At 45.6% G+C, this 25928-nt stretch carries 24 protein-coding genes; 12 read left to right on the forward strand and 12 right to left on the reverse strand.

What is annotated here, in order from left to right:
• Nucleotides 1-156: 156 nt before the first annotated feature.
• Both V6668_RS18410 and V6668_RS18415 read left to right on the forward strand, forming a co-directional pair.
• Nucleotides 157-1152, forward strand: coding sequence for a multicopper oxidase domain-containing protein (locus tag V6668_RS18410; RefSeq protein WP_036672893.1), 996 nt, complete (start codon nucleotides 157-159; stop codon nucleotides 1150-1152).
• A 56-nt stretch (nucleotides 1153-1208) separates the two neighbouring features.
• Entirely contained in the window at nucleotides 1209-1910 is a 702-nt protein-coding gene (locus V6668_RS18415) for a Crp/Fnr family transcriptional regulator (RefSeq protein ID WP_036672895.1), read from the forward strand.
• A 129-nt stretch (nucleotides 1911-2039) separates the two neighbouring features.
• Here V6668_RS18415 and V6668_RS18420 read toward each other — a convergent pair whose 3' ends face one another.
• Nucleotides 2040-2762 (reverse strand): ZIP family metal transporter, encoded by a 723-nt coding sequence (locus V6668_RS18420; protein WP_036672896.1) that lies wholly within the window; start codon nucleotides 2760-2762, stop codon nucleotides 2040-2042.
• A 177-nt stretch (nucleotides 2763-2939) separates the two neighbouring features.
• On the opposite strand from V6668_RS18420, the gene V6668_RS18425 reads away from it, so the two are divergent.
• The 6 genes from V6668_RS18425 (at nucleotide 2940) to V6668_RS18450 (ending at nucleotide 6738) form a co-directional block, all read left to right on the forward strand.
• Nucleotides 2940-3641, forward strand: a complete 702-nt coding sequence (locus tag V6668_RS18425; protein WP_036613360.1) for a Crp/Fnr family transcriptional regulator — start codon at nucleotides 2940-2942, stop codon at nucleotides 3639-3641.
• 302 nt (nucleotides 3642-3943) lie between these two features.
• Entirely contained in the window at nucleotides 3944-4177 is a 234-nt protein-coding gene (locus V6668_RS18430; RefSeq protein WP_076328444.1) for a DUF2249 domain-containing protein, read from the forward strand.
• Nucleotides 4178-4194: 17 nt separating this feature from the next.
• The gene (locus tag V6668_RS18435; protein ID WP_076328443.1) at nucleotides 4195-4569 is read left to right on the forward strand and encodes a hypothetical protein; all 375 of its coding nucleotides are present in this window, start codon (nucleotides 4195-4197) and stop codon (nucleotides 4567-4569) included.
• Nucleotides 4556-5161 (forward strand): DUF2249 domain-containing protein, encoded by a 606-nt coding sequence (locus V6668_RS18440; protein ID WP_076328442.1) that lies wholly within the window; start codon nucleotides 4556-4558, stop codon nucleotides 5159-5161. The genes V6668_RS18435 and V6668_RS18440 overlap by 14 nt, the downstream gene beginning before the upstream one ends.
• A 13-nt stretch (nucleotides 5162-5174) precedes the next feature.
• A complete protein-coding gene (locus tag V6668_RS18445) occupies nucleotides 5175-6407 on the forward strand; it encodes a hypothetical protein (RefSeq protein ID WP_338706393.1) in 1233 nt (410 codons plus the stop codon).
• Between the two features lie 31 nt (nucleotides 6408-6438).
• Nucleotides 6439-6738 carry a metal-sulfur cluster assembly factor gene (locus tag V6668_RS18450; RefSeq protein WP_036613395.1) on the forward strand — a complete coding sequence of 100 codons (300 nt, stop codon included), beginning with the start codon at nucleotides 6439-6441 and terminating at the stop codon, nucleotides 6736-6738.
• Nucleotides 6739-6966: 228 nt separating this feature from the next.
• Here V6668_RS18450 and V6668_RS18455 read toward each other — a convergent pair whose 3' ends face one another.
• From V6668_RS18455 to V6668_RS18495, 9 genes are all read right to left on the reverse strand, one after another.
• On the reverse strand, nucleotides 6967-7308 hold the full coding sequence (locus V6668_RS18455) for a cupin domain-containing protein (RefSeq protein ID WP_338706394.1): 342 nt from the start codon (nucleotides 7306-7308) through the stop codon (nucleotides 6967-6969).
• Nucleotides 7309-7452: 144 nt separating this feature from the next.
• Complete coding sequence (locus tag V6668_RS18460; RefSeq protein ID WP_338706395.1) at nucleotides 7453-9411, reverse strand: ABC transporter permease; 1959 nt, start codon at nucleotides 9409-9411, stop codon at nucleotides 7453-7455.
• Nucleotides 9386-10156: an ABC transporter ATP-binding protein gene (locus V6668_RS18465; protein ID WP_036613332.1), complete on the reverse strand. Its 771-nt coding sequence runs from the start codon at nucleotides 10154-10156 to the stop codon at nucleotides 9386-9388. The genes V6668_RS18460 and V6668_RS18465 overlap by 26 nt, the downstream gene beginning before the upstream one ends.
• Before the next feature lie 189 nt (nucleotides 10157-10345).
• Nucleotides 10346-11344 carry a sensor histidine kinase gene (locus V6668_RS18470; protein ID WP_338706397.1) on the reverse strand — a complete coding sequence of 333 codons (999 nt, stop codon included), beginning with the start codon at nucleotides 11342-11344 and terminating at the stop codon, nucleotides 10346-10348.
• Complete coding sequence (locus tag V6668_RS18475; RefSeq protein WP_338706399.1) at nucleotides 11341-12054, reverse strand: response regulator transcription factor; 714 nt, start codon at nucleotides 12052-12054, stop codon at nucleotides 11341-11343. The genes V6668_RS18470 and V6668_RS18475 overlap by 4 nt, the downstream gene beginning before the upstream one ends.
• Nucleotides 12055-12137: 83 nt before the next feature.
• Nucleotides 12138-13112, reverse strand: a complete 975-nt coding sequence (locus V6668_RS18480; RefSeq protein ID WP_338708973.1) for a sugar kinase — start codon at nucleotides 13110-13112, stop codon at nucleotides 12138-12140.
• A gap of 71 nt (nucleotides 13113-13183) precedes the next feature.
• Nucleotides 13184-14227 (reverse strand): SPFH domain-containing protein, encoded by a 1044-nt coding sequence (locus tag V6668_RS18485; RefSeq protein WP_100527281.1) that lies wholly within the window; start codon nucleotides 14225-14227, stop codon nucleotides 13184-13186.
• A 272-nt stretch (nucleotides 14228-14499) separates the two neighbouring features.
• Entirely contained in the window at nucleotides 14500-18876 is a 4377-nt protein-coding gene (locus tag V6668_RS18490; RefSeq protein ID WP_338706400.1) for a glycosyl hydrolase 53 family protein, read from the reverse strand.
• 257 nt (nucleotides 18877-19133) lie between these two features.
• Nucleotides 19134-19850: a YceI family protein gene (locus V6668_RS18495; RefSeq protein WP_100527279.1), complete on the reverse strand. Its 717-nt coding sequence runs from the start codon at nucleotides 19848-19850 to the stop codon at nucleotides 19134-19136.
• 192 nt (nucleotides 19851-20042) lie between these two features.
• Between V6668_RS18495 and V6668_RS18500 the strand changes: the two genes are divergently transcribed.
• Nucleotides 20043-20729: a response regulator transcription factor gene (locus tag V6668_RS18500; protein ID WP_192131034.1), complete on the forward strand. Its 687-nt coding sequence runs from the start codon at nucleotides 20043-20045 to the stop codon at nucleotides 20727-20729.
• Nucleotides 20714-22180 (forward strand): HAMP domain-containing sensor histidine kinase, encoded by a 1467-nt coding sequence (locus V6668_RS18505; RefSeq protein WP_047843507.1) that lies wholly within the window; start codon nucleotides 20714-20716, stop codon nucleotides 22178-22180. Before V6668_RS18500 ends, V6668_RS18505 begins: the two co-directional genes overlap by 16 nt.
• Nucleotides 22181-22276: 96 nt before the next feature.
• Here V6668_RS18505 and V6668_RS18510 read toward each other — a convergent pair whose 3' ends face one another.
• Nucleotides 22277-23089, reverse strand: coding sequence for an ATP-binding protein (locus V6668_RS18510; RefSeq protein WP_338706402.1), 813 nt, complete (start codon nucleotides 23087-23089; stop codon nucleotides 22277-22279).
• Between the two features lie 409 nt (nucleotides 23090-23498).
• On the opposite strand from V6668_RS18510, the gene V6668_RS18515 reads away from it, so the two are divergent.
• On the forward strand, nucleotides 23499-23651 hold the full coding sequence (locus V6668_RS18515; RefSeq protein WP_074095586.1) for a DUF1540 domain-containing protein: 153 nt from the start codon (nucleotides 23499-23501) through the stop codon (nucleotides 23649-23651).
• A 202-nt stretch (nucleotides 23652-23853) separates the two neighbouring features.
• Nucleotides 23854-25311: a 4-hydroxyphenylacetate 3-hydroxylase family protein gene (locus tag V6668_RS18520; RefSeq protein ID WP_338706404.1), complete on the forward strand. Its 1458-nt coding sequence runs from the start codon at nucleotides 23854-23856 to the stop codon at nucleotides 25309-25311.
• Nucleotides 25312-25331: 20 nt separating this feature from the next.
• Here the strand turns inward: V6668_RS18520 and V6668_RS18525 are convergent, their stop codons facing one another.
• Nucleotides 25332-25898: a nitroreductase family protein gene (locus tag V6668_RS18525; RefSeq protein WP_338706406.1), complete on the reverse strand. Its 567-nt coding sequence runs from the start codon at nucleotides 25896-25898 to the stop codon at nucleotides 25332-25334.
• Nucleotides 25899-25928: the final 30 nt, after the last annotated feature.

Below are 25928 nucleotides of genomic sequence, written 5' to 3' on the forward strand. Positions count from 1 at the left end.
GTTGGAAATGCCTCTAATACGACATACCCAAGTGTGTGCCTCATCACACCCGTCTCCACCTCGATAACGTAATCTATAACTAAATAACTACTGAAATGAAAGAAAACCTGCTTTTTAGATTGTGAAAAACATCACTTGAGTAAAGGTTGTGCAACTATGTTCTCCTTACTGAATGTATACAAATGGTCACTCGTATTTGCTATATTCACAGCAACTCTCTCTCACTGTAGTTCAACCGACACGGTTAAACCTGTTCACCACGATGAAGTCTCCTCCTCCTCCTCTGCGATCAGTCAACCCCCGGTGGACCCGATCATTCGCAGAGAAGGTACTACGGTATATATTGAAATGACGGCCCAGGTTACAGATGTCGAAATCTCCAAAGGAGTGATATACAACGCTTGGACATTTAATGGTACCGTCCCCGGACCCGTCCTACGAGTGACCGAGGGAGATACCATGGTGTTCACGTTGAAAAATAAAGATTCCAGCCTGCCTCACTCCATGGATTTTCACGCTGTACATGCTGCTCCCAGCAGCAAATTTATTGATGTTATGCCAGGCAAGGAAGGTACGTTCACCTATCCAACCTCCTCACCCGGTGTATTCATGTATCACTGTGGAACTAAACCGGTTCTTGCCCATATCGCAAACGGGATGTACGGCATGATTATTGTTGATCCCAAAGCAGGATACCCTTCCGATCACTTGGTAGACCGTGAGTATACTCTTGTTCAGAGTGAATGGTATAAAGAGCATGATTATGAAGCTTTTTTGAACGGGGAACCGGATTATGTCGTATTTAACGGCAATGATTATGGATTAATAAAACATCCCCTGTTAGCCAAAGTAGGAGATACGGTGCGAATCTATGTCAGTAATGCAGGACCCAATGAAGTCTCATCCTTCCACGTTGTGGGTACCATTATGGACCGTGTGTATACCGATGGGAATCCACGCAACATCCAGTATGGAATACAGACGGTTATGCTTCCCGCAAGTGGTGGAGCTGTCGTAGAGTTCACCGTGACCGAAGAAGGTGATTATGCGATTGTAACCCATCAGTTCAACCATGTAGCCAAAGGAGCTGCCGCTGTTCTGCGTGTGACCAAGGATGGAACTGATCATGGTGGACCCGCGATGTCTCACTGAGACATGACAATAGATAATGGCTATACCTATCCTGAACCATTCGAGGTGATTAAACGATGATCTGTACACACGAAGCGAAGGATGCCTGTTTCTCCAAAGTATCTCTGTTCCAGCATCTTGATCCATCCGAAGCTGTCTTGTTGATCTCCCTTCTGCATACCCGCAAATATAACAAAGGCGAAGTTGTCGTCCAGGAGGGAGAACGCTCAGATACGCTTTATGTGGTTCATCAGGGAGGTGTGAAGTTATCCAAATACAATGAAAATGGCAAGGAACATATTATTCGGTTTCTGTTTCCCGGTGATTTCTTCGGACAAGATTCCCTGTTACACCAAAAACCACATGTCGCAAACGCCGAAGTTCTGGAGCCTTCGGCCATCTGCTCTATCAGCAAGCATGACTTTGACCAATTACTTGAACACGATCCGAAGCTTGCTTATCATTTCCTGCTTGCCATTACCAAGCTGCTCCGTGAAACAGATGAATGGAACAGCTCGCTAAGTGCGATGACAACGGAACAGAAGATTGCCAAGTTGCTTTTGTATTTCCATACCCGAAATCATGCAAAACATGAGATCCGCTTGCCTGTATTCAAAAAAGATATGGCTCTGTTACTCGGGATCACACCCGAAACACTTAGTCGTAAACTTGCCATGATGCAAACTCAGGGACTGCTTCAGGTTACAGGAAACTGCATCCTTATTCTGCAATTGGAGCAGCTTAGGGAAAAAATTGAATCGCCTGCCCGAAGCCAATGAACTGGGTAAGAAAGCTTGTGGATGCGAGGAAGCTGTTTTGGCAAAAAAGAGTATCCGATCAGAAACCACTCTGTTCGGATACTCTTTTTATATAAATTCAACCAATAGATCGGAAGCTTGTTCTGTCATCTACAGATCCAGCAACAGCGACACAAGCAATCCCATAGATGCAATCAAACCCACAATTGGCCCACCCTCTTCAAAGGCTTCCGGCATCATCGTCGAGCAGATCATGGCAATGATTCCGCCACCTGCAAATGCACCAATCGCTGCACCCATCTCCTCTGGAAGCTGCTCCAGAAACAGATATCCACCCAGTGCTGCAATCGCGGAGATCAATAGTACACTAAGCCACATTAATATGATTTTGCCACGACTGTATTTGCCCTGTAGTCCAACCGTACTGGACAGACCTTCAGGAATGTTGCTGACAAAGATCGATACTACCAGGACCACACTGACACCGTTACCGGCCAGTAAGCTGGCACCAAGCATGATGGATTCCGGGATAGCATCCATTACTGTTCCTGCAAAGATCCCAAGCCCGCTTTGGTTCGAGTCTCCCGAATTTGCCGAACGTTTACGCCCTGCCCCTCCCTTTGCAGAAACGAGCAGGTCAAACAAGGTATACACGACGGCACCCGCCGTAAATCCAATGGCTGTAGGTATTATTCCTCCATCATTCAGCGCATCTCCGAGAAGTTCAAAGGTCGCTGCACCAATTAATGTTCCTGTCCCAAAAGCCATGATCCAGCCAATAACTCGTTTGGGAATCTTCAGAAACAAGGCTGCGAGTGCGCCAATGACAACCGCTGAGGCAGAGATGCCGCCCCACATGAATGCAGTCCACATCCGGGCCGACCCCTCTCTTGTTCAATCATATTCTATCATTCCATTAACCCAGGTTGAGTAATCAAAAACAGTGATGTGGCTTTACGGTGATCTATATCACCTGATGTGTTCAAAAATCACGTTATGATGAAATGATGTCGTCGTTCAGAACTATGAACACAGAGAGGAGAGATTCTCATGAGTAGGGTAAACAAAGATACAACAACGGAGTTTCTACAACAGTTCCCCATCTTCCAGGACCTTAGCCCCGAGGAATTAAAGCAAGTCGAAGATATCGCCATTTCCAGAAGTATTCAGAAGAAATCGGTTATTTTCAGCGAAGGAAGCGAAAAAGAAGCTGTCTTTTTCATCCGTACCGGCATTGTAAAGGCTTATAAAACCGATGAGAACGGGCATGAACAGATTGTCTCTTTCCTCAAAACAGGAGATATGTTCCCACACACCGGCTTTTTTAATGCGCACCCTTACCCGGCCACCGCAGAAGCCATTACCCCTACCGAACTACTAGCCATACCTGTCCGACTTTTCGAACGATTAATGCTGAGCACACCTTCAATTGCGATCAAAATTATGCGTGTGCTCGGTGATAAAATAAGAGAATTACAGGATAAATTGCAGGTGCTCTCTGGTCAGGATGTACGCAATCGTGTACTTTCCTTCCTTCTCATGCTTGCAGATCAGCACGGACAAATGCATGGAGACCAGATTATCATCAACCTGCCCATGACACATCAGGAGTTTGCCAATTCTATTGGTACAACAAGGGAAACAGCGAATCGGCTTTTAAACCAGCTTACAAAAGAGAATTTGCTCGAAGTGGATCGCAGCCGGATCATCATTCATGATTTGCAAGCTTTGAAGGAACAAAGGGATACGTGACCACCCTGCACCCAGCTACACTGTTTTCTCCCACGCTATTACATTAAACTGTGTGTGCACAAAGAGACCTTAACGACCGTAATCAATGTTAAGGTCTCTTTCGCATTCACAATTAGCAATATGCGTATCAGGATATTGTTAGCTTTGGCTTGCCCATGGCAATATTTCCATACAGGATTCTGACTCAAATAAGGCGAGACTATGACATTAAAAAATGTGTGAGCAGGCTCACACAGCCCCCCCTTCACGTTTTCTATAATCAAATTGCAACACCACACTATCCCTATTTGGAGGAATGACACATGAACACATACGCAGCAACCATTAATGCCACGGAGTATCCACCGCATTTGAAACATAAAGTTATTTTCGAAACGTTTGATCATTTGCGACCACAGGAATCCATGTTGCTTATTAACGATCACGATCCAAAGCCTCTTCGATTCCAGTTTCAATCCACACATCCCGATGGCTTCAACTGGGAGTATATTGAGCAGGGTCCTACAACCTTCCAAGTCAAAATCAGTAAATTATAGATTGGAGCTGAACGGCTATGGCGCACGTTGAAATCATTGACGATACTACACTTCGCATCACGCTACGGCTGGAAGACGCCACAACCATGGTTCAATTGGCACAGCGTGAGCAAGCGGAATATGCGCAAGAGATTATCACCATTTACGAAAAAATGCCTGTGTTCGAATATACTCATTTCTGTTTTTACGCCTATGACAGTGCAAGACTTTTTGAGCGTTTGCTCGGCATGGACCCCAAAGCCTATCTGTCCTTCTCCCTCGATGCGCCGGAGTCATTCTTCTATGCGCTGTACGGTGGAATGGCCGCCCTGTATGAATCATCTCTGCAGTTGGTACAGCAGGCGGATGTAGCTAGTGCAGGATCGGATGTGAACGCACATGTCTCCATCTGATGTCCATATTGTCGAATTGGATGTGCGTCCTCATCTAAGTAAAAAGTTAGAGCCGTTTCAACTGATCATGGACACGGTCAAAGGCCTTCGACATGAAGATGTCTTTGTACTCCATGCTCCATTCAAACCAACGCCCCTGCTCGGTATTCTCAAGATGAAAGGATACTCCAGCACATCGGAACGAAAAGGTTCAGATCACTGGGTTACCACGTTTGTGCACAAAAAAAATAAAACCGGTGCCAAAGCATTATCTGCAATGGTTTTATCTGGATCGGAAGTCGATTCTGAGCCCGGTTCAGACGAAGAATCAGCTTCATGCAAAGGCCATCCGGAGGAGCAAGCTGTTGCGATTGAAAACTTTGAATCTCTACAGACGCCCACCGTTATACTGGACAATCGCGGATTGGAACCGCCACAACCCATGATGCGAACACTTGCCGCACTGGAACGTTGCAATCCTGGGGAAGTCGTACTGATTCATAATGACCGTGTGCCAGTCTTCTTGATTGAAGAGTTAAACAATCTCGGTTGCCCCTTCACGGTTGAGGATCAAGCCGATGGTACGGCCAAAGTGAGAATTGAAAAAGGGTAAGGAGGCAAAGGCCATGTCCAGGTTGCCGTTTCTTTTTATCATCACGGGCATCTTTGGATTTGTAATGTATCACGCATTCTCCCTGCTCTCGCTGACAGGCTGGCTTGGTGATGAACTCAGAGGACCCGAAGGCTGGTTTCATGCCCATCTGTTTGTGCTCGGGTGGGCAACCATGCTGGCTATGGGTGCCGTTTATCAGTTGATACATGTTATTTTGCAATCCAATATCTACAGTCTGTTTCTTGGTTATTGTCATTATTTCTTGTTCAGTATCGGAATCGTGGGCATGTTATACGGCTTCATCCGTGCAGATGTCATCTGGATTGCGGGTTCTGCTACACTCGCGCTCTCGGGCATTCTGTTGTTCGGATGGAATATGGCCGTTACCCTCTTCCGTGCCTCACAGTGGAATCCGGTAACAATCAGTGCAGCGTGTTCCTGTCTTTATCTGGTTCTTACCGGGCTATCCGGTATGCTGATGGGTCTGAATTTTGCCTTTGGTGATTGGAATGGTCTGCATGAACGATTATTCGGTGCACATATCTGGATGGGAACCTTCGGCTGGTTTGGCATGTTAATTACCGGCTTCAGTTACAAAATGCTGCCCATGTTCTACCTGTCCCACGATTATTCCATTCGACTGCAAAAAGTGGTCCTGGTTCTGTGGAATGCAGCTGTAGTTACAGGTGTTGTCGCATTTCTGACAGGTATCAAGGGAGGATTGCTCTGGCTTGCGCTCTTACTTCTAACCGCCGCCCTTCTCTTCTATGTGTATCACTTGGAGCAAATTCAGGAGAAACGGCACAAAAGTAACCCAGGTCCGGGCATTCGCTGGTCTGTCTATGTAAGTCGTGCGTTTGCTGTATATGCTGTTGCACTACTGATCTATTCCTCGCAAGGGACTGAGTTGCTGCTCCATCCACGTGTTGTTCTGCTGTCTGGATGGGTATATCTCGGGGGCTGGGTGTCTCTCACCATACTTGGTTATGCCTCCAAAATCGTGCCTTTTCTATGGTGGACCCACAAATATGGCAAGCAGGCCGGCAGACCCGGAACACCGCTGATGGCAGGTATGTTGAATGAACGGTATGTCAATTGGGGTATGCTCGCCATGGTCGCTGGAAGCCTTTTGCTTGTCAGTGGAATTCTGATTAATCTGGCTGAGGTCATGATGGTTGGAGGAACGATACTGTCTCTTGTCTCCATCGTTTATATAACAAATATTGCTTTGGTATTCAGACGTTAATGTTAATAAAATGGACTGGAGAGTGAACATGATGGAACAAACCACGCATTTGCTGGAATGTCTCAAGGAAGTATATGACCCTGAATTAGGTGTCAATATCGTTGACCTGGGTCTGGTGTATGAAGTAAGGGAAGAGCCTGAACGGGTACATGTACGGATGACGCTGACTACACCAGGTTGCCCGCTGCACGATACAATTGTCGGTGCGGTGAAATGGGTTTTGCAGGAAAATACAAATAAGACCGATATTGATGTTCAAGTCGTGTGGGAGCCACAATGGTCTCCACAGCTGATGTCAAATGAAGCCAAGGAAATGCTGGGATACTTCTAGGCAGAATGAACAGTGACCGGATGAATGAACAAATTGCTGCCGGAATACGAAAAAGCATACTTAAGATCTGATGTTCTCTCAGACCCAGGTATGCTTTTTGTTTACGATGGGAACCACACTTGATCAAGGTATTCTTGAATAAAAATAAATAAGGAAACTCCAGAATAGAGTTCCCCTTATATTAGTGCCGATCAGTGAATCATTATATCGATTCCTTGATATTAGATCTTAGATGTCCTTTGCATAGGATGCTGCTGGCACTTTGTTTAACACCACGAACAAACGAACCTCCTGATCTCCTGTATTTTGGAATGCGAACTCGACCTCACCGCCACAATGGATCACATCCTCTTGTTTCACCGCTTGTTCTTTTCCATCCAGAATAAGTGTGCCTGTGCCTTCGACTACTAGCAGAATAACGTCTGTGCCCGGATGTTTATGAACGGGAAGCTGCTGACCTGGCAGAAAATGAAGGACAAAGGTCACTCCACCACCCTGTTGGAATAAAACTCGTTTCGTGAAACGGTCCTCACTGAATGTTTTGACTTCTTGCAATGACGTAATACTCATGATAATCGTCCTCCTCGATAATATAATCTGTGAATACATTCATCATATCGCAAGAAAACCCGCGTTTCCTTGATCTGAATCAAGAAAATACGGGCAATGAACAAATCATGGGTCGGTCCTCATGACCGTTTGTTTCTAAGATGGTTACACCATCATTTTGCGCAGAGAAGCGATATATCTCGAACGTATAATGATAAAATAAAACGTCTGTGCAAGTACAAAGGCACCAAATACAGTCAACACGGGCATCGTATAATTGGTAATACCGAATTCAGTCAGGAATGGCTTAACCACCACCAAAGTTTCAATGATAGCTACTCCGATCGGTAAAAAGAACAGGATAGCAATCTGAACGGTGGATGATCGTTTCATTTCCTGGAAACTGAGACCCATTTTTGAAAGAGAATGCACCATCCTTCCATCCGCTTCAAGATCGGTATGCAGTCTGAAATACAAAAAGCTTGCGGAAGAGATCGAGAAGATTAATCCGATAAATATGCCCAGGAAGGTAAATAGTGCTGTACCCTGTCTGAATCTTTCAAAATCACCGTACCGCGTAGTCAGATATCCAGACTGGTTATCCGTTGAAGCGTTGCTGCTTCGGATGGAATCCGCGGAGGATAGAAGCTGATCGCTAACCATGGCTTCCGAAGAGTGGCGATCAGGTACAGCATGACCCCATGCAGGAATCTGATACAGGTATTTACCAGATATCATATTATCTTTGATCTGTTGGGCAATCTCTTCATACTTCTCATCCGGTAGGACAACTACACCTGTAGCATAGAGTAGGGTTCCAAACTGTGGATCGATATCTGTATCCGTAACCCTAACTTCCAGCGGACTAGCATTCAGAGTCAACGTCAACTTGTCTCCCTTCGCATAATCACGAAATCTGTTGCGCTTTATCTGATCCTGACCCTTCTCATTGCGGGTATCCACAAATACAGCGGACCCGGTATCCAATTGGAACATCTTTCTCCCTTGTGTCAGATTGTATTGGTTGTATTGACTAAGCGGCATAACCGAGACAGCACTCTGATCTGCATCAGACCAGAAATATTCAATATAGACTTGCTGATAATCCAAGCCTGCGGCTTCAAGTTTCGAATCAATAGCGCTCATATCCAATTGCTCTGTTGGTCTGAATACGTTGTATTGAATTGCAAAATCGTTGTTTGTAAACTGTTCCCGGTTCTCCTGATCCAGTGACAAAATTACAACTGCACTCATTGAAGCAATCGCAATCACCACGGTCACCATAAAGAGCATGCGGGCATTATCCTTCATTTTATAACTCATCTCTGAGATCCACAACAGACGTGTACCATGCCATACGGTTTTACGATTACGCTTCAATAAACGGATGATGAGCACGGAAAGTTGTGAATAGAAAAAATACGTCCCGGCTATCCCTGTTATTGCTGCAAGCATGATTGTTCCGCCATTTAACCCGTTACGGAGTACCACAAAACCTACTGTAAGTAATGCAAAACCCAGAAGTGAGAAGAACCATGAAGCTTTGGGCTCTTTTTTAGGTTTGTTGGTTCCCGTCAAAAGTTCTAACGTCCGTTTGTTTCCGATAAAAACCAATGTGAAAAGTGAAATGCAGAAAAATAATAACAGAAAGGCCACGATCGTAATCAGAATCGCTTTCACGGGAAAATAAAAGGGCAGATCATCCATCCCGATAAAACGAGTGGTTAACATCAGGAACAACTTGGACAACAACATACCTCCGCCGATACCGGCAATAATGGACAGGCAGCCGATGAACATGTTTTCCAAAATGACCAATCTCCGAATCTGTGCGGGTTCTGCACCAAGTATGGTCAGAATGCCAAACTCTTTACTCCGTGATTTGAGAAAAGCACTGATGGAATACATAACAAAGAAAAATGCAAACACATACACAATAACCGAAGCGATCTGCATCCCCGTAGCGGTTGTGTCGCCCATTGGCAACTCTGCCACATATGGATGATAGATAAATACCGCATACGCGAAGTAAATCATGACCATAAACACACTACTTAGAAAAAAAGCAATATACGCTCGCCCGTTCCGGCGAATGTTATTAAACGCGAACTGAGGAAAGCTCATGTGAATTCCCTCCCCAGAAGGATAAAGTATCAATGATCCGCTGGAAAAACGTCTGTCGATTATCTCCGCGGTGTACCTCGGCTGCCAGTTTTCCATCCTTGATGAACACGATACGGTTGCAATAACTTGCCGCAAGCGGGTCATGTGTGACCAACATAATGGTTGTTTTCTCCTGCTGGTTCATCTGTTCAAGTGACTCCATGACCGCTTGGGATGACGTAGAATCCAGGGCACCGGTGGGTTCATCCGCCAAAACAATCGAAGGCATATTGATCATGGATCTCGCAATGGCTGTTCGTTGTCGCTGTCCACCCGAAATTTCGTAGACTCGTTTATCCAGAATATGATCAATCCCAAGCTTCGCTGTAATGCGATGTAGTCTGCTCTCCATCTCCTTCAGTTTGACCTTGTCCAGTGTCAATGGAAGTACAATATTCTCAGCAACAGTCAACGTGTCCAACAGATTGAAATCCTGAAAGACAAATCCGAGTTCCCGACGTCGGAACATGGCAAGTTCTTTCTTTTTCATATCAAACGGGTTCATGCCATTAATCAGCACCTTGCCCGAGCTGGGTTCATCAATGGTGGAGACCATGTTTAACAATGTGGTTTTGCCACTGCCCGACGGGCCCATAATACCCACAAATTCACCTTGTTTGATTGTCAGATGAATATCACTAAGGGCTTGAGTCTGCACTTTGCCCTGATATACTTTGTTCAGTCCTGATACCTGTAACATTTCCATGCGTAATTCCCTCCTAATCCGTCATTCTTTATACGTTAATTCTATTCTTATCCTAACTGACCTCCCGTAACGGTGCTATCGAATTACCTTAAACTTCCCTTACAACGCGTTTAAGGTTCTGTTCCCCTGCCTTCTCTATCACACTTCTGTCCATTAAAAAAAGCACCTCGCCCATGGGCAAAGCGCTCTTTACTTCGGATATTTCGAATGAATCCAGCTGAATCTGACCAACGTTCCCTCATTTGGCTCCGAAAACAACTCCACACGGTTATCCAGGCGGGCACTGATCTCACGAACCAGATATAATCCCATTCCAGTAGATTCGTGATATTGTCTGCCCCGTTCACCTGTAAAATAGGGATTGAATACGCGATGAATATCCTCAGACGAGATGCCGATTCCCTCATCCTGAATGTCCAGGATTGTACGCTCTTCCTGTTTATAGCCGATAATGATCACTTTTTTGCCTGATTTGCTATCGGAATAGTTCACGGCATTGGTCAAAATCTGGGTGAACATGAACCGCAGCCACTTGGAATCACTGTAGATCTGAAGGTCGCCCTCCATACGGATATCCGGCGTAATGCCTCTGCGAATAAACAAACGTCGGTTCTCTGCAATGCTACTCCGAAGCACCTCATGCAGAGACAACAGCTCCACACGAAAATCCCCTTCGAACTGTTCAAGCCTTGATGAATGCAAGACCATTTCAAGTCCTTTGCGCATTTTATCCAGCTCATCCTGAATACTGCCCGCCGTCTCATCTTCTACATCTTCCAAGGTCAGTTGGATAATGGACAACGGGGTCTTCATCTGATGAACCCAGCGATTCATGAATACCACCTGCTGATCCTTGCTAGTACGTAACTGACCCATCTCGTTCTGCCGATTACGCTCCAGTTCATGTAATAATTCCTGGATGGCTTCCGCCACACCCGAATTTCCAAGCGCTTGGAAAGGCTCGTTTACCAGTTTGCGTGGTTGTTGAAGTAGACGGTAATATGCTCGCAACTGGAAGTAACGAGTGACCAGATAAACCATCAATACCACGATACTGATCAGCATGCCATAAAGGACAATCTTCATCGGACGGCCCTCACCAGAGAGCCAGTAGACACACGGAACGAGCAGCATCTGTAACACATAAAATCCGACTAACATCAGGTGGTCTTTCAGGAAAAGTCTCATTTCCCTTTCCCCTGTGCGGATGAATCCAGATCCAACACACGATAACCCGCTCCGCGAACCGTCTCCAAAATCTCTTCTGCACCCAGCTCCTTCAACTTCCGGCGAACACGTGTAATATAGACATTCAACGTATTATCATCAATAAAATGCTGATCTTCCCACATCTGTTCTAACAATTTTTCTCGGCTGACAACTCGCCCTGCCTTCGCCATCAGCGCTTCCACCAGTATCGCTTCCTTCTGTGTCAGCTCGGTAGAACGCTCATCATATTCCAATACAAATCGCTCAGGATAAAGGATCATGGGACCGTTCTTCACCTTCACTTCCTGTTGAACAGCAGCGTAAGAACCATAGGCTCTGCGCAGCTGACTACGGACTTTGGCAAGAACAACTTCATATTGAAAAGGTTTTGTAATATAATCATCCGCTCCATGTTCCAACGCCATAATCTGATCCATACCACTATCACGAGCCGATATGAATAAAATGGGACATATGGAATGTGTGCGTATCTGCCTGCACCAGTAGTATCCATCATATTGAGGCAAATTCACATCCATCAGCACAAGGTCCGGCTTCACTTCCACAAATTCATCCAGTACATGACGAAAATCATCTGTGACCTGTACCCGGAATCCATTTCGGGTCAGATAAGCCGCCAGTAATCCTGCTAACTTGGCATCATCTTCAACCAACAATATCGACTGCATCGTTAACCCTCTTTCCGTTTCCTGACGTCAGTGTATCACATCTAGTTACCCATTCTAGTCGGAAACGGCTTGAAAATAAAGGTTTAGACCACGAGACGTCCCCTCTTCTCTGCCAACCCAATGATAGCTTCCACCCCTGAGTTAAACTCAAGAAAGTCCTGCTCGACCCCATCGCTGAAAATAACACCATCCTCTGGCATCTGGGATACAATGTGCAGTGGTTGCTTTGAATGGATCTGTCCAAACACGAGATTGGCCGCAGTCGTCCGGCTCGGGAACGGTTCACGTACTGAAAAATATAAATAAGGCGCATCCCAGTTAAAATGATTCAGCTCTTGCCTGCTTCCATGAATGGATGCCGATGCTGTAGCGACCTCTGCTTCAGAATTCATGTTCTGCCATGCAGCGGAGCCTACAATTCCGGTGGCTCCCGCCAGCACACTTTTGAACCAGCCTGTCGATCCCATGCCTGTGGATACAATAATACCACTAGAGGATTGTTGTTCTGTCGATGTACCCAAACGCACTTCATAACGCGCCGACACATGTGTCTTCCGACCAATGAACAGATCATTGACACCATATAGATACTGTCCATCATTGAGTTCCACTTTGGCGAGAGTGACTTCTTTCAAGGTTCGTTGCTTTCGAATGACATCAGGAACAATGAAGCTCAGATCCTCCACGGTAAAAGGTAATAACACGCCATCCCAACGCATCGGGTCCGGATTCACACCGATGAGCGGCTGCTCGGTTACGTATTTGAGGGTGTTGGCTACAAGCCCATCCTGTCCAACCACGACCACGATATCCTGCTCTCCAAAGATAAAATTGGGTACATGTTCGCGATCAATCGTCTGAACGCGGCCCAATTGACCCAGTTGCTGCTGTGCCTGCTGCACAGATAGCCGATAACGACGGTCTTCCTCCATATAATCACTGAAGTCTGCGCCCAGACGTTCAATATAGAACTGAGCTTGCTGCACCGTGTTATATCGAACCACCAGCTCTTCCAGTCGGGTCCGGCGTTTCACCAGAATCAGCTTGTGTTCACTCATCCGATCATCTGCCGTGGCCTGCTGACGTACTGATTTCCCTGCCTGCTCTGCTTGCTCTCTTCTTCCTAATCTCATCTCGCTCGACCTCCCTGATCTCTGCCTGGCGCAGGAGACATCAATCCCTGCAACAGATCTGGAGAGATATTAAGTTGCCCAATCTTGCCAGCATTTTCAGCCAGTTCCTGGAATGCAAGTGCGATCAGCTTATCAGAATTCATGCCCATATTCGCCATTGCTTGCAATACATTCGGCTGTACATTTTGCAATGAGTTCATCACGGCAGCAATCTCATACGCTTTGGCATCTGCCTCGGCATTGTGATTGGCAATGGTTAACTCAATCAGTTGCTGCTTCCGTTCCTCCATTGCTGTATTAAACTGAAGCTGCTCCTGCTCCATCTCGTTTTGTTTCTGTTTCACCGAGCGTTCTGTCTGCAATTGGGTCTCACGAATTTGCTGTTTCTTCGTCTCTACGGCAATTTCGGTGTTCAGTTCGTTCTCTTTCACTCGTCTTTCCTGTTCAATCGATGCATTCCGACGTACATAGAGCGCTTCATCTGCCTGACGCAAAATCTCTTCCCGCGCCTGTGCTTCCAATGCACGCATCGTCTCTTTATTAGGCAGAATGGCCAGAATCGATAGACTCATCAACTCAACGCCCAATTTCTCCAACTCTTCACTTTGCACAACCTCGCGTTTCATGCTGCTTGCCAGCCGTTCACTGGATTGAATAGCTTCTTTCAGCGGCATTTGCTCCAGATGTTTCTTGGTTAGTACTTTCGCTGTGGTGATCACCCGTTGATCCAGCTTGCCGGGGTCGTCGGAGATATACCGATTCTTGCGCAAATTGTACGTGTAATTCAGGCTCTGGGTTATTTTCAAATAATCCACAATGCGATAACTTAATTGCCCCTGCACAGTAACCGTCTGATAATCCGCCGTAATCTCTTCGAACATAAACGGTACATCCACCGAGGATACGGGTAGAACCACTACCGATGTGGTCGGCTCATAATAATAGAAGGACAATCCGACACCTTGACGTTGTACCTCACCATTTTTTACTTTCATGACATATTCACTGGGCTGAAATTTCGCAAATCGGAATCCAAACATGGATCATTCCCCATTTCTTTAATATTGTCGTTTTGATATTATCGAAATGATAACAAATGAACTCGATATTGTCAATACGACATTAACAAAATGTTTATATGCCTATTTAGAGAAAGGGATGAAGTCTGAACCTCATTTTTTCCGCAAAAAATAAAGAGACCGAATCATATGATCCGATCTCTTTACCTACTTTGTTATTTTCTATTCATGAGTGTTGATAATGCCACCAAGCATCATCCTTCATAATCAAAAGCGCGCTTTTTGAACTATCTTTAATACAGTTGTTCCATCAGTCTGGCGACTGCAACAGCTCCCTGTGCACGGTTTGCTGTTTCTTTCGGAGCAAACGTGCCATCAGGCATGCCATTTAGCAGCCCAAGTTGTTGCATCGAGGCTACAGCTTCTTTGGCGTATGCTGCGATCTCGGCGTTGTCTACAAACACCATATTTCCTTGTACAGAATTGGTCGCACCCTCACGCTGCACAACCTTCAGTGCTCTGTTCAGCATGACGGCCATTTCTTCTCGTGAAATACGTTCATTCGCTCCAAAGCTTCCATCTGCTCGGCCTTGAATTATTTCCATTTCCATTCCAAGTCGTACTGAATCGGCATACCACTGCCCTTCCTTCACATCCGTTGGGACTGAAATAGATGGATCCGGCTGGCGTGTATCACCAATACCTTTAATAATCATTTGCAAAAATTGTGCTCTGGTCAGTTCACCTTGCGGGGCAAAACGAGTTGCGCTCATCCCCGAAATAATCCCTTTACCGTAGAGGTTCTGTACCTCTTGGATTGCCCAATTGTGATTTTGCAAATCATGTAATGGCACTTCAACTTCTTCAATGACATAACTGCCGGATTCCAGCGGTTTGAACGCCATCGTTTTGGTCTTATCATCGTACTTGGAATACATAACAGGTTTCATTTCTCCACTTGGAGATATGGAATGTACAACCATCACTACATCATTCTTCTTAGGTTGCTCCACATTGGATAGAGCAACTTCAACTGCTCTGTTTGTCCATTCCAATGGCTTATTGTTCATTAACAAATTCACATCAACAATTGCATGATTACCGATCGTTGCTTTTTGCGATGTGGACAATGTATCTGTCGATCCTTTTGCCACTACGATGTCGAACGTTCCCTCAGTCTCAGCAATGGTTAGCGGGAGTGATCTCAGAGGAACACGAACGGTAGTCTGTCCTACAACTACATCCAGGGATTTCACTTCCTCGGAACGAATCCATGCCGCCAGTTGACTTGCAGCCAACTGGAATGTGACTGTCTTGGCTGTGTCGGGTACATCTGCAAGCAGTTTCAACGTACGATTTCCTGCATCCATGGATTGCAGTGCCTGGGTTAATTGAGATACATCTGGACGAATCGAATACTTGTCATTCCCGGTTGCTGTTCCTTTTACCGTTATTAGACCCTTAACTGGCGGATTACCAGGTTCAACCGGTGGTGTTACAGCCGGATTCCCCGTTGAAGGAGCTGTTCCCGGGTTGGAAGGTTGTGATGGTACACTTGGTTGTGATGGCTGGCCAGGGCCAGGTGTTACATCTTGACGTACAAGCTTACTCACAGCATCTTGTAACGCACGATCCGCATTGCTTACATCTTGCGTTGAAGATTCAACATCCAGAATGAATGCCTTCGCTTCAGAAAGTGCCTTACTGAATACATTCCAGCTTGATGTCGTGTATTCGGTTTGTTTTAATTTCTCAGCGGTATCTACAGTAGTTTGCAGTGCAGATTTGTCCGCTGGGAACGTACCGTATGCTTCAAATTCCATGAATCCTACCCATGTGGGACCTGTTTTAATCGTTACCCGAATGTAACGTCCCTCCGTGCCTTCTGGAAGTAAATGGCTAGGTGCGGTTGATACAACTACATCACTTGTGGTGTCCACTACTTTCACAAAATTTTTGTTATCGTTGGACACTTCGATCGTATATTTGATGCCGCCACTCCACATCGACATTTCGATTTTACGGAGGTTAGCAACCTGACCCAAATCCACTTGCCACCAGCTATCCTTACTCTGGTCTGTTCCCCATGAAGTGTTCGGATTGTTGTCAATTGCACCTTCAGGAGAGTTGGCTTGATTGCCTCCTGTCCCTGCACTACTTGAAGCCGTTGCCGTTTTTCCCGTTGTTAAAGCCTCCAGAGAGACTAGATTAGTAAAGGCTTGTTTCAACGTACTCAGTGCTGAATTCACCTCAGACTGGACAACAGCATTGTTATCTCGGACCTGAATCGCTGCCTGCAAAGACTGTTCCAATACAGACCAGCTCCGGCGTGTATAGGAAGATTTAGTCTGCTGCTGCATTTGTTGAATGTACTGGTGCAGTTGTGTTTTGTCCACATTGGATAGACCTTGAATGGCATCATGCAAACGTTTAACCGCTGTATTCGCATCCGTCTGTGTTGCTCTTGGATCATTCAAGATCTGATCAGCGCCTTCCAGCGCTTTGGTCAATACCGCCCAAGTGGCCGCAGACCAGTCAGCCTGCTGATACGTACGCGCTTCCGCTATTTTAGCTCTGAGCTCGTCAAGCTGCGGGGTGATAACCTGCATCTGCTGCATCACACGTTCCAATGCTGTTGTCGCTGCATCTGTATCTAATTGAGTTACCCCACCCGGCGTGTATGCCTGTTGGTATACATCATTCGCTGCCGAGATTGCCGGAGCCAGAGTCACCCAGCTATCCAGAGTAAAATCAGTCCGTACCAATGATTTGGCTCGTGTAAGTGCCGCATCCAGTTGCTGGCGGTCTGCGGGCAGAAGCTCCAATCCGCGTTTGTAAACATCCAGTGATGGCAAGGCACGTCCTTCGTAGGAGTATCCACCATTCCCCGGAAATTCATCATAGTCGAACATGGCATGATTTTCCCATGCATCTCCCTCGGAATCAATCCAGCCTACATTGGCGGCAATCCATGCGGGCTCCCAATAGAAGAAGCCTGCTCCGCGGTTTTCCGGCACGTCAGCAATCATATCCATAATGCCAGCAATAGCATCATATTGCCCCTGTACCGTTGCAGGGAATGTTGCTCCCCCAACATGAAGCGCTTCATCCGATCCAATGATATTGCCGTGTGCATCCCCGTTTTTATATGAGAATGGATACGATGTCTCGGCAATAATCACGTCTTTTTTGAACTTGTCAGATACTTTATTCATGGTGTTCTGCACATCGGCAAATGTTCCATGCCAGAACGGATAATAGGAAAGTCCGATGATATCGTACTTCAGTTCGCCTTTCTCCAGCTCACTGAAATACCAGTCGAACGTATCCGCCTTGCCGCCTTCTGCGAGATGAATCATGATTTGAACCGTATCAGCGTTATTGGTGATCTCTCCTTCTACTGCACGTACAGCATCAATTCCGCTTTTCAGCAAGGCAACATTTTGCTTAAAATCCACGTCGCTGCTCAAGCCGTTCAGAACACCACTGTTGATCTCATTACCAATCTGTACCATATCAGGCATAGCGTCTGCGGCTTTCATCTCACTTACAACTTCATACGTATAGTTGTATACGGCCTGCTTCAGCTCTTCATGCGAAAGGCCTTCCCAAGCTTTGGGACGAAGCTGCTGACCCGGGTGCGCCCACTCATCCGAGTAGTGGAAATCCAGCAGGATTTTCATACCTTTTTTCTTCACGCGCTCGGCCAAACGAATGACATCGTCCTTATCGTTGTAGCCCCCTGATTTCTGTGGATCATTCCACAGACGAAGACGCACATAATTGACACCGCGATCCTTCAGGATATCAAGCAAGTCCCTTTCAGTGCCATTACTATCCAGATACTTCCCTCCATTAGCCTCAATGGCGGTTAACGTGGAAATATCCACTCCTCTAACGTAATCCGTCCGATATCCTCCAACTGTTACAGTGGCCTCCGGTTGAACAGGGGCTCCATATACTGCACCCGTCACGGTAAAGCTACCCGCATGTGCGTACTCTGAAGGGTCGATACTTTCCCATTCCACTGGAACCGAACCAGATTTGTCGTTCGGATACTTCGCTGTCACTTTTGTTGGCAGAACAGGTGCAACCCCAGCTACTGTATTGACCTTAACGGGATCGTAACTTGTAATGGTTGCTGGATCAATTTTTTCCTCTTTTCCCCAGACTTTAAGCTCGGATATCCCGGGCCACCAATTTGCTCCCGCATAGTACGGAATTGTAACCTTCACATACTGGACAGGTGTATTGGTCTGGAACTCTTCACTGGCAACAGTCTGTTTTATTTCGTTAGTCGTTTGGTCCACAACAGTTGACCAGTTGTTACCATCATCAGATACTTCAATCAAATATTTTACAACTTGGTCTTTGTCCTTCCAAGTCAATTCCGCTCCAGATAGATCATATGGCGCACCTAGGTCTATAGTCAACCAATGAGGATTACTCTCAGAAGTAGGTGAGCTCGCACTCCAGTGAGTATTCACATCACCATCTACCGCCTTTTCTTTTTGCCCCTCATTCACTAGATCTTCCTCTCTTACCGTAACCACCTTGTTAAATGCCACGTTCACTTTTGCATCTTCTGCAGCCGCTGGACGAACCATCAACCCCAGATCACAGAACAGCATTAGTAATACCAGACACCCGCTTATGTACCTTTTGTTCACTCTTGATCTCCCCCTTTTTGTGTTTGATTGTGCATGGATCAATGAATGTTATGATTCCTCCTCATTGTAAGCGCTTAATAGCGGTGGGTAACACGGCATTATCCAAAGGAAACAGCAGTTATTTTAACAATATGATCCTGTGACAGTTACATTTGAGCTATATCGATCACGCTATTTTGCAAAAGAAAGCAAAAAATCTGTCCGTCCACCCTAAGGCAGAACAGAACAGATTTTCAGGTATATGATCATTGTTACACTTATTTAGTAAGTTTCAATTCAAGTTGTACCTGGATATCATTTTCAGTCGAGAGCACAACGGAGTGTGGATTTTCCATTCCGAAATCTTCGAACGTTACCATCGATGTTGCCGACAACAATACTGCATTATTCTCATAAGCAGCTTTTGCGTCAAAGGTTACTTCTTTTTCAATACCTTTAACTGTAATGGTACCATTCATTTTGATATCAACCGTTTGACCGACAGGCCATTCCGCAGGTACCCCTTCAAATGAAGTCGCTGTAAATGTAGCTTGTGGATATGTAGCAACGTCGAAGAAATCGGCTTGCTTCACGTGACCATCACGCTGTCCATTCCCGGAATCAATTCCGTCCATCTCGATCTGTCCTTCTGCCTTCATCTGAGCAGCATCATCTACATTAATTGTCCAATTGCCTGTTACCTTCTCGTCCACAAAATTAACGGTCTCCTGTGATGTGGTTACGGAGAAGTATACTTTGGAACCTTCGCTGATGCTCCAGTCTCCGTTCAGTTGCTCTGCTCCAGCAGTTTCATTGGCTACAACCGTTCCTGTGCTATCTACAGCTGTGGTGGAAGTCGCTGTGCTCGCAGGAAGCACCTGCTCAATCTCCACGTTGTTGCCCAAGTAACTGTTTGTGATATAGTAACCACCGCCACCGATTACGGCAACCGCCGCTACACCTGTAATAAGCCATGCTTTTGCTTTCTTGTTCATCTCTATGTTTCCTCCAGTACATGATTGTTTAGGTTGCTTCTTGGAGTGAATCATATCAATTGAATGTGTCAGGAAGAAGTCAAGATAAGACAAGTCACATATTTTTTTGAAATTCGTAATACAGGATTGGCTTTACGCTCTTGCTCATGTAAAATCAGTACAAGTTTACAAAGCGAAAGGAGAACGCTTTTCTTGAAATCCATACTTATCGTCGAGGATGAACAAGCTATTGCACGAGTATTGGCTGCTTATCTGAGAAAAGCAGAATTTGAAGTTCATCATGCAGCAGATGGACCGACTGCACTTACCCTTTTTGATACCGTAACGCCTTCCCTTGTATTACTTGATGTGATGCTGCCAGGAATGGACGGATGGGATCTGCTGCGGATTATTCGTGAAAAAAGTGCTTGTCCCGTGATCATGCTAACTGCACTGGATGACATTTCAGACCGTCTCAACGGACTAAATGCCGGTGCTGACGATTATATGAGCAAACCTTTTGTACCGGAAGAAGTGGTTGCCAGAGTTAATGCAGTGTTGCGCCGTAATCCACATTGGACCTCAGGTGGCAAAGAGAAGCGTTCTTTTGGAAATCTTGTCATTGATCTTGCTGCCAAACAGGTGCTGCTGAACGGTGCAGAGGTTGCACTCACACCTCGTGACCTGTCGTTACTGTTCTTCCTGTCCGATTATCCGAATCGTACATTTACCAGAGATCATCTTATTGAACAGGTATGGGGGATGGACTATGATGGCAGTGATCGTGCTGTGGATCTATCGATTAAACGACTACGTCAAGCCCTCTCCCACTGGTCGCCAGATACGGGAGAAATTCGTACGTTGCGAGGAATGGGGTATCAATTTTGGATCGCCAACTGAAACAGAAGAAACCCAAACGAACGATATCCATTCTGTCACACTGGACACTGCGATATTTTCTCATTTTGTGCATTGGGTTCACGATTATTGCGGCAGGGGCACTCTACTGGATTCGAACAACTTCCATTGAGAAAAGCCTCAAAACCGCAGAACTGCTTGGTCTGGAGATTGCCGATCGAGTGACCAGTGAGAATAATATGCTTCGAGTTCCACCCGATCTGGACAGACTGGTAACCAAGCGAGAGAAACTATTCAACACAGATAATTATTTTTGTGTCATGATCTTGGACAATAACAATCAATTGATCTTTTCCCAGCCTAAAATGGAGCAAAAAGATGTGCATTATCGACTGTCAGACGACTATCTTGAACCGCGAAACAACAAATATGCAGGTGTAACGGTCAACATATCCGAGGGCGATCAAACCTTGGGCAAAGTGTGGGTCATGCAGTCCAAACAATCCATTACATTTGGTCCAGAGACGATATGGCTCGTGGCTCTAATCCTCGGAGGACTAATCCTCTGTGGATGGTTTACAATCTATCTCCTGTCCAAAAAGTTATCCAGACCGATTCGTCAGGTCGCCTATGCCGCTGAACAGATTCGAGGTGGCAATTATGATGTGAGTCTTGACTTGAATACACGAGAACGTGAGATCAATGAACTTGTAAATTCATTTCGCGATATGGCCACTCGTCTCCAACAACTTGAAGAATGGCGTACACTTTCGCTGGCAGGGGTAAGTCATGAACTCAAGACACCGGTAACTTCCATCAAGGGGCTCGTTATGGCAGTACGTGACGATGTTGTGAGTCCACAGGAAGGTAAAGAATTTTTGGATATCGCTTTGAAGGAATCTGAACGCATGGAGCGAATGGTCGCAGATTTGCTTGACTATAACGCCATGGCTGCAGGAAGTGTTGCCGTTCGCAAGGAACGGACGGATCTGAAACTGTTGGTCGGTGAGATCATCTATCAGTGGAAGATTGCGTATGAAGACAAAATGCCAGAGGTTCAGCTGCACGCACCTCCAATTAACTTTTTTACCATGGGGGATGCTCTCCGCATTCAGCAGATCATTGTCAATTTGCTTAATAACGCACTTCATGCCACAGCTCCTGAACAGAAGGCCGTCTTCGATATTTATCTAAGTACAGAAGAACAGATGCTGTACGTTGATGTTAAAGACCACGGCACAGGCATCGCAGCCGAAGAACAACCCAAAATCTTCGAACGGTTCTATCGTGGAGAACTCAAGAAACGTCGTAACCGCGGTCTGGGTCTAGGATTAACATATAGCCGCCTACTCGCTCAGGAACAGGGCGGTGAACTGACACTTGTCTCCAGCAGCCCGGAAGGCAGCATGTTCAGATTAAGCCTGCCACGCTGGACTGCAACACAAGAAGCCATGAATACAGAAAAAGCATACGGAGCAGCCGTTAAGGTGTAACGCACCTCGCTAACATGACAACTAGCCCAGAACTCCATTCAGGAGACTAGGCTAGTTCAACGTTGTTCTTTGTTTCTTTATCCAGGATGGAAGCAATCAACACTCTAATACACGTGGTCTGTATTCATCGTAAGCATCCGAGATCAGTTGTTTACGAAGTACACTACTGGCAATGATTGCTTTCCGCTTTGCTTTCAAAACGATCTGCTCTATATCCGCATAACTGCACCCAGTCAAGCGTTCACATATGTAATCTTGCAGCTGGATCTCCTGTTCAAATGATCCCACCAACTTACTGATATACAATCTGCGACTTGAATCATCAGGCATACCGTAGGTCATCTTGGTATCAAACCGCCGCCAGATGGCATGATCCAGCTGGGTTTCCAGATTCGTTGCAGCTACCAAAATGCTGTCCCCATCGAATTCGTCCAGACATTGCAACAACGTATTGACGACACGAGCCATCTCTTTCACTTCATCATTGCTCTCACGTGTCCGGCCTATGGCATCAAATTCATCCAGAAATAACACACAGGGATTCATTCGTGCATATTCGAATAACTTACGTACGTTACTCCCCGTCTCCCCAAGATGGCTATGAATGATCGCATCTAATCTCACAAGAACCAATGGCAGATCAAGGCGCTCCGCCAGATGTGATGCCGTTAATGTTTTTCCCGTACCGGGTGGCCCGAACATGACCATTTTGTTGGGGATTGATACATCATGCTCTCTGAACTTCTCTTTCATGCCCAGAATGGTGATGAATTCATTAATGATGCGTTCATTTTCAACGGAAAATACAATATGCTGGGCTTTACGTCTACACTCTTTTGGCGTGTAAAAAGCAGCCATATCGATCCCTTTCGCGCGGGGAATCCGGTTCATATGGTTTATTTTGCTCATGTATACACATGCTCCTTCATTTATAGTTTCAGTCCGTGATTCAAGTTATATAAGTTGAACTAATGAATATTTACAATGACCACTTCGATGACAGAACAACCTATGTTTAGTTCAATTTATATAGAATCAATTAGAATATTAATCGTAATTATTACTATTAAATAATATCATACTACTGCCTTTTTGCAAATATAACCACAGCACGTCCACTATTTTGCCACAGATGGGGGCATTTGGTTGCAAGCTTCAATTAAATTTGCTATTCTAAGTGTGCATCGTTGTGTATAATGCAAAAAAGCCCTCCGAATTTCACGAGAGCAAAAATTTTCCAGATTAACAAGCGGCAACTTGTTATATCCGGATTCTTTATACCAACGACTGTAATCCAATTAAAGTGAGGTTAACAATCATGGCAAAAGACGTATTGTGTGAAGTTAATTCCTGTCGTCACTGGGCTCAAGAGAACAAATGTAACGCTTCTTCGATCTACATTGTGAGTCACAGTTCCAAAGAAGCAAGTCAGTCTGCTGAAACAGACTGCAAGACTTTTGAAGTAAAATAAGTAATTTCAATTGATCCACTTAAAGGAGCCCTTACCGGTTCCTTTTTTCTTTGTCTATTGTAACAAGAATGATAATTATTATCAAGCCCTATTCTGTAAAAATCCTTCTCACCTCTTCAATGCACATTGGACAGATGACCTACGTACACTACGTAAGAAGTCAGTATGCCCATGAACGATTAGAACCAAGAGGTGAATAACAATGCCTGTTAAAAGTGGCACACAGTATCGCGAACGAATTGATGCACAGTCCGTCCCTTGCTGGTACAAAGGTAACCTTATTACTGGAAAACGCTCTGAACATGTAGCATTTGCTGGTTTAATGGAGACTCAGATGTACATGTATGATCTACAATCTGATCCTAAATTTGCAGAAACGATGACGTATGCCTCCCCGGCAGACGGCAAACCTGTGGGCATATCCTTCCTGCCTCCAACCAGTGCCGACGACCTCCGTAAACGACGGGAAGGGATGAATATCTGGGCAAATGTGCATCATGGCTTTCTTGGTCGCTCACCCGATTACATGAATACAGCCATAATGTCCTTTTACACAGGTGCCGATCTCCTGAACGAACTATCTCCCCAATATGCAGAAAATCTCAAAAATTATTATGCGTACTGCCGTGATCATGATATCACGTTATCCCATGCCTTCATTCAGCCATATGCCAGCAAAATCTCAGGGCAATTGGATGCTACTGAAGATGCTATTGCCGCAAAGGTCGTGGATCGCACCGAGGAAGGTCTCATTATTAGCGGTGCATTCATGATGGCTACACAAGCTGCCACTTCGGATGAGATATTTGTCTATCCGTCACCTTCACCCGCCCCATTTGATGACGAAAATCCATTTGCATTCTCTTTTGCTGTCCCCAATGATCTTCCAGGAATCAGTCTGGTATGCAGGGATACCTACGCAGCCGAATCCCACACTAATTATCCCCTGAGTTCCAGATATGAAGAAATGGACAATATCGTCATCTTTGACAGGGTGCTCGTTCCGCATGAACGAATATTTTTTGCAGGAAGTGAGGAAATGTCCTCGCGTCTCTTCAGTGGTAGTAACTTTCATATTCACGCAGGTCATCAGGTATTGTGTCGTTATATTGCCAAGACGGAATTTGTTCTCGGTACAATCCAGCTTCTCACGGATACGCTGGAGCTGAATACGGAAGCACATGTTATAGAGAAATCTGCACGTGTGTTCGCAGGTCTTGAATCGTTAAAAGCATTGGCCTTGGCCGCGGAGGCAGGTGCAATACCAGACGGAAGAGGATTTGTATTACCTGCACCCAAACCATTGATGGCAGCCAATCTCCTCTTTCCGAAACTTTATCCTGAGATGATTGAAATTCTGCAACTCTTGGGTTCGAGCGGGATGATTATGATCCCTCAGGAAGAAGAGTTTCAATCCGATATCGCTCCTTCACTGAATATATATCTGAAAGGGAACGATATGGCTTCTCACGAACGCAACGCTCTGTTCCGCCTAATCTGGGAGCTTGGATCTGGTTCATTCGGGGGCAGACAGACCCAATTCGAACGATTCTTTTTTGGCAATGTCCTTACCGTATCCAATCGGTTGTTCTCCGTCTACAACAAAGATCAGACGAATCGTCAGCTCGTTCGTGATTTTCTATTCAACACCAGCAAATAAGAGAACTAATGAATCATTTTTTAGACCAGATGGTCATATACCGTCATCAGTTCAGAGGCTGGTCTGCTTGCATCCATATCCCGCAATGCAGGCTGGTCTCCGTAACCGATATGGAATACCCCCAGCACCTTCTCTTCACTTGTCAAACCCATTAAATTCATAAACACAGGATGTTGTTGATAATCATTGATCTTCCAGACCGCATTCAACCCCTGTTCCGCAGCCAGAATACTAAAGCGTTTGCTCCAGGCTTTGGCCGGCAGAAGATCATCCTCACGGGCATTTCTAGGCGCCACGACAACCAGATGGGTTGGAATTGCTTCCGTGTATTGATATGTAGCCCAATCGCCGTAGCGATCAGCCAGATGGGGTGGATAGCTCTGTCTGACCGCTTCCAGATAAAGCTGTCGTCCTTCGCCTGCAAACAACATAAACCTCCAAGGTTCTGAACTCATTACATATAATGAAGGATCTGCTTCATCAAGCAACTTTCGTATAACCGACTGGGGTACTGGCAACGGACTGAATTCGCAAGTTCCTGCACGTCTCTTGCCGCTGCTTATATCTTGACCTAGACCGGTAGACATGGCAACTTTCCCTCCTCTATCTGCATGATA

Origin of the sequence: Paenibacillus amylolyticus, from assembly GCF_036894225.1 — a bacterium.
Taxonomy (GTDB): domain Bacteria; phylum Bacillota; class Bacilli; order Paenibacillales; family Paenibacillaceae; genus Paenibacillus; species Paenibacillus amylolyticus.

Coding starts and splice junctions, on each gene's coding strand:
- V6668_RS18430 (WP_076328444.1), top strand. CDS start 3,944: ATGAACACATACGCAGCAACCATTAATGCCACGGAGTATCCACCGCAT.
- V6668_RS18460 (WP_338706395.1), bottom strand. CDS start 9,411: ATGAGCTTTCCTCAGTTCGCGTTTAATAACATTCGCCGGAACGGGCGA.
- V6668_RS18465 (WP_036613332.1), bottom strand. CDS start 10,156: ATGGAAATGTTACAGGTATCAGGACTGAACAAAGTATATCAGGGCAAA.
- V6668_RS18440 (WP_076328442.1), top strand. CDS start 4,556: ATGTCTCCATCTGATGTCCATATTGTCGAATTGGATGTGCGTCCTCAT.
- V6668_RS18525 (WP_338706406.1), bottom strand. CDS start 25,898: ATGTCTACCGGTCTAGGTCAAGATATAAGCAGCGGCAAGAGACGTGCA.
- V6668_RS18420 (WP_036672896.1), bottom strand. CDS start 2,762: ATGTGGACTGCATTCATGTGGGGCGGCATCTCTGCCTCAGCGGTTGTC.
- V6668_RS18410 (WP_036672893.1), top strand. CDS start 157: ATGTTCTCCTTACTGAATGTATACAAATGGTCACTCGTATTTGCTATA.
- V6668_RS18455 (WP_338706394.1), bottom strand. CDS start 7,308: ATGAGTATTACGTCATTGCAAGAAGTCAAAACATTCAGTGAGGACCGT.
- V6668_RS18495 (WP_100527279.1), bottom strand. CDS start 19,850: ATGAACAAGAAAGCAAAAGCATGGCTTATTACAGGTGTAGCGGCGGTT.
- V6668_RS18445 (WP_338706393.1), top strand. CDS start 5,175: ATGTCCAGGTTGCCGTTTCTTTTTATCATCACGGGCATCTTTGGATTT.
- V6668_RS18450 (WP_036613395.1), top strand. CDS start 6,439: ATGGAACAAACCACGCATTTGCTGGAATGTCTCAAGGAAGTATATGAC.
- V6668_RS18425 (WP_036613360.1), top strand. CDS start 2,940: ATGAGTAGGGTAAACAAAGATACAACAACGGAGTTTCTACAACAGTTC.
- V6668_RS18435 (WP_076328443.1), top strand. CDS start 4,195: ATGGCGCACGTTGAAATCATTGACGATACTACACTTCGCATCACGCTA.
- V6668_RS18475 (WP_338706399.1), bottom strand. CDS start 12,054: ATGCAGTCGATATTGTTGGTTGAAGATGATGCCAAGTTAGCAGGATTA.
- V6668_RS18510 (WP_338706402.1), bottom strand. CDS start 23,089: ATGAGCAAAATAAACCATATGAACCGGATTCCCCGCGCGAAAGGGATC.
- V6668_RS18480 (WP_338708973.1), bottom strand. CDS start 13,112: ATGAGTGAACACAAGCTGATTCTGGTGAAACGCCGGACCCGACTGGAA.
- V6668_RS18515 (WP_074095586.1), top strand. CDS start 23,499: ATGGCAAAAGACGTATTGTGTGAAGTTAATTCCTGTCGTCACTGGGCT.
- V6668_RS18485 (WP_100527281.1), bottom strand. CDS start 14,227: ATGTTTGGATTCCGATTTGCGAAATTTCAGCCCAGTGAATATGTCATG.
- V6668_RS18415 (WP_036672895.1), top strand. CDS start 1,209: ATGATCTGTACACACGAAGCGAAGGATGCCTGTTTCTCCAAAGTATCT.
- V6668_RS18470 (WP_338706397.1), bottom strand. CDS start 11,344: ATGAGACTTTTCCTGAAAGACCACCTGATGTTAGTCGGATTTTATGTG.
- V6668_RS18520 (WP_338706404.1), top strand. CDS start 23,854: ATGCCTGTTAAAAGTGGCACACAGTATCGCGAACGAATTGATGCACAG.